Annotated in this window: 5 protein-coding genes; 1 reads left to right on the top strand and 4 read right to left on the bottom strand. The window is 43.6% G+C overall.

Annotation, left to right across the window (positions count from 1 at the left end):
• Positions 1 to 89 precede the first annotated feature (89 nt).
• From proC to pipX, 4 genes are all read right to left on the bottom strand, one after another.
• Positions 90 to 908, bottom strand: a complete 819-nt coding sequence (gene proC / locus F8S12_RS03185) for a pyrroline-5-carboxylate reductase (RefSeq protein ID WP_196514768.1) — start codon at positions 906 to 908, stop codon at positions 90 to 92.
• A gap of 110 nt (positions 909 to 1,018) precedes the next feature.
• Positions 1,019 to 1,630, bottom strand: a complete 612-nt coding sequence (locus F8S12_RS03180; protein WP_196514767.1) for a cell division protein SepF — start codon at positions 1,628 to 1,630, stop codon at positions 1,019 to 1,021.
• Positions 1,631 to 1,999: 369 nt separating this feature from the next.
• Entirely contained in the window at positions 2,000 to 2,668 is a 669-nt protein-coding gene (locus F8S12_RS03175) for a YggS family pyridoxal phosphate-dependent enzyme (RefSeq protein ID WP_196514766.1), read from the bottom strand.
• Positions 2,665 to 2,943 (bottom strand): transcriptional coactivator PipX, encoded by a 279-nt coding sequence (gene pipX, locus F8S12_RS03170; protein WP_196514765.1) that lies wholly within the window; start codon positions 2,941 to 2,943, stop codon positions 2,665 to 2,667. The genes F8S12_RS03175 and pipX overlap by 4 nt, the downstream gene beginning before the upstream one ends.
• A gap of 93 nt (positions 2,944 to 3,036) precedes the next feature.
• On the opposite strand from pipX, the gene F8S12_RS41500 reads away from it, so the two are divergent.
• Entirely contained in the window at positions 3,037 to 3,171 is a 135-nt protein-coding gene (locus tag F8S12_RS41500; protein WP_269144764.1) for a hypothetical protein, read from the top strand.
• Positions 3,172 to 3,243: the final 72 nt, after the last annotated feature.

Below are 3,243 nucleotides of genomic sequence, written 5' to 3'. Positions count from 1 at the left end.
AAACTTTTAAATCTTGATAAGAGCGAATTTCAAAAGCTATCATTTCCCACTCCCCACTCCCCACTCCCCACTCCCCACTCTTTATTCTTTTATTTTCCCAGTTCTTGCGATCGCTGTGTGGCAGCTTTTACTGCTTCAATTAAAGCTGAACGAAATCCTGCCTGTTCTAGTTTGGCAATCCCGGCAATGGTTGTACCACCGGGACTGGTAACGCGATCTTTGAGTTCTGCTGGGTGCATTTTGGTTTCCTGCAACAATTTCGCTGTTCCCAGTACGGTTTGCAAGGCTAGTTGATTAGCGATTGCTCTGGGTAAACCTGCTGCTACTCCGCCATCAGCGAGTGCTTCTACCAAGAGCGCCACGTAAGCCGGGCCGCTACCTGATAGTCCTGTAACTGCATCCATCAGCGCTTCTGACACTTCGACGACTTCCCCGACGGCACCAAAAACTTCCTGTGCTATTTGATGATGTTTGGGATTGGTGTATGCACCTAAACAAATTGCAGTAACTCCTGCTCCCACAGTTGCGGGTGTATTGGGCATTGCTCTAATAACTGGCAATTGCCCAAATGCAGCTTCTAGCTGACTTAAAGGTACACCCGCTAAGATGGAAATGATCAATGGTGAGTGTTCTGGATTAAAAATATCAATATCTGCTAATTCTTGAGCGATCGCGCTAAATACTTGCGGTTTCACTGCAAAAAAGACAACTTCTTTTGCTTGAGTGAAAACTTGGGTATTATCCGTTGTCACAGCAACATCATATTGCTGTTTTAAAAAATCCTGGCGTGAGGATAGCGGTTCGCTGACTATTACTTCTGAGGATTGATAAATTCCAAGCGCAATAAGGCGGGATAACAGCGCTTCTCCCATTACCCCACCACCAATTAAGCCAAATTTTATAGTCATTAGTCATTGGTCATTAGTCATTGGTCATTAGTCATTTGTCACTGGTGATTTGTCATTGAACCAACAAAGGAGAACTGACACAGGACAAAGGACTAACAACTAATTTAACTTTATTGTGCCATGCGGTTAGCTTCGTTGCCCCAAGTTTGATTTGCAGAACCTGTAGGACGAGAGGTGCGTGCTGGTGGTTGCGGTACTTCATGAAGAACCCCACCTTGGGTACTAACTTGGACACAGCTTGGCGTAAACAAAAAGATGCTCTCACCGATTCGCTCTTGATGTCCATCTAGTGCGTAAGTACCACCTGCGACAAAATCTACTGCTCGTTGAGCTTGATCTGGGTCCATGATTGTCAGATTTAATACCACTGACTTGCGTTCTCGCAACGCTTGAATTGCCTGGGGCATTTCTTCAAAGGTGCGTGGTTCGAGTACTAAAACTTCCGAAATTCCGTTAATTGCTCCTGGCATACCAATCACATTCCCCATTGGCTTTGAACCTGCGGTTATATCATCTCCCATTGTAGGCACTGGTTCCCGCCAGCGTCGATTTTGAGCGGCTGCACTCTCTTGTGGTGCTGGCTGGGGATTTTCTTGCTGATACAGATTTTGGTAATTATTATCTCTATCTCTATCTCTATCCGGTTCTTCTTCGTAATATTCGTATTCCACTTGCTCATTTAGACCTACAAAGTCTCTGAGTTTGGAAAATATGTTGTTCATTGTCTATGTACTCTCCTGGTGCGAATAGCCTGTATTGACTTGACTTAGGATTGATTGAGTTAGGAGCGTATCGCTACATGGGTGGATACTTCAGCAAGTGTATTGCTATTTGTAGCCTATAGTACGGGTTTTGGCCATAAACTGACACTTATTGGAAAGGTCTGTGCATCGCCTAAACATAATGATGAGTCAAAATTATATCCTAAGGTTTGTCCGAAGGAAAGTTCTTTTTATCCCATTTTCCCTTGGCGATTGCTCTTGTCAATACTATATCCTTTGTTTCTAATTGCACCAGTCTGTTACAAAATTGTTGCCATTAAATCCTGAGCTTCTATGTAATACTGATTTGCAAGGTTGATCAACAATATGCTAAGCGCGATCGCCAAACAATATGGTTCCTAATCGTACCATCGTCGCGCCTGCTTGCACTGCTAGTCCGTAGTCGCCTGACATACCCATAGACAAGTGCTGCATTTTTATGTGCGGCCAGTTTTGCTCCTGAATTTCTTTTGCCAGTTCACGATTGAGATTAAACACATTCAAAATTTCAGGATCATTTAATCCTGAAGGCGGAATTGTCATCAAACCTTGAATTTGTAAATTTTTGTATTGATTAAGTGCGGGTAAATCAGCTAAAAGTTCTGGCACACTCCAACCCGACTTGTTGGGATCGGGGAGAATTTTCACTTGCAGGCAAACTTGGGGACTTACTCCTAGCTGTTGCGCCAATTCATCTAAGCGTTGTGCCAGCTTCAAATTATCCACGGAATGAATCCATTGGAATTGTTCAATAGCTTTTTTGGCTTTGTTGCTTTGCAAATGTCCAATAAAGTGCCAGCTAATATCCGCTAAGTCTTGCAACTCGGCTTGTTTGCTGGCAGCTTCTTGGATACGACTCTCCCCAAAATCACGAATTCCTGCGGAGTATGCAGACCGGATGGCCTGGGCAGAAACTTGCTTGCTAACAGCAATCAATCGGACTGAAGTTGGCAGTAAGGAGCGAATGGAAACAATACGTTCGGAAATCAAACTGCTCATTGGAAGGTGCGTTGGAAAACACTCTGAAGCTGATCGTACTCCTGAGATTGTCCACTGCGCCGCAGGGTACGTAAGCGATTTTCCAACATCATTCTAGCCTCAGTACGTCCTAGAGACTGGAATTTAACACCTTTAACGTCATTTGCGACCAAAAAAAATAAGCGCTGGGCATAAAGTGTGGTGAACAAATCTTGGTTTTCATCAACCATACAGATTTTGTAAAGTAGACCCCAAGTTGGATGGTTTATGTAAGTTTCTGCGTTTTCTGAATTCATTTAAGAGTCAAGGTGGGAGTATATATATCTTTTCGCAGTTAATTCCAAATATTCAGACGATAATACTTCCTTTCGCCAGAATATTTGCTTAAAATGCGTAACTGCGGTTACGAAGACCTTGATTTAGTTCCTAATGGGCAGATGAAGCTAGTGGTAGTGAGGCGGAACTTGTCGAAAGTTGGCGTGCAGGGGAAAACACCCGATAAAGTTCCCAATGGCAACATCTAACTTTCTAACTTCTTTCTATACTGCCACAACTGTCGCTTAATGGCGCAAAATTGGGAGTGGGGAGTGGGGAGT

It is taken from the genome of Nostoc sp. WHI (assembly GCF_015714725.1).
GTDB lineage: Bacteria > Cyanobacteriota > Cyanobacteriia > Cyanobacteriales > Nostocaceae > Nostoc.
This window is presented reverse-complemented; position numbering and strand designations above follow the sequence as displayed.

Excerpts from the sequence above, each read along its gene's own strand:
- proC (WP_196514768.1), bottom strand. The coding sequence starts at position 908 with ATGACTATAAAATTTGGCTTAATTGGTGGTGGGGTAATGGGAGAAGCG.
- F8S12_RS03180 (WP_196514767.1), bottom strand. The coding sequence starts at position 1,630 with ATGAACAACATATTTTCCAAACTCAGAGACTTTGTAGGTCTAAATGAG.
- F8S12_RS03175 (WP_196514766.1), bottom strand. The coding sequence starts at position 2,668 with ATGAGCAGTTTGATTTCCGAACGTATTGTTTCCATTCGCTCCTTACTG.
- pipX (WP_196514765.1), bottom strand. The coding sequence starts at position 2,943 with ATGAATTCAGAAAACGCAGAAACTTACATAAACCATCCAACTTGGGGT.
- F8S12_RS41500 (WP_269144764.1), top strand. The coding sequence starts at position 3,037 with ATGCGTAACTGCGGTTACGAAGACCTTGATTTAGTTCCTAATGGGCAG.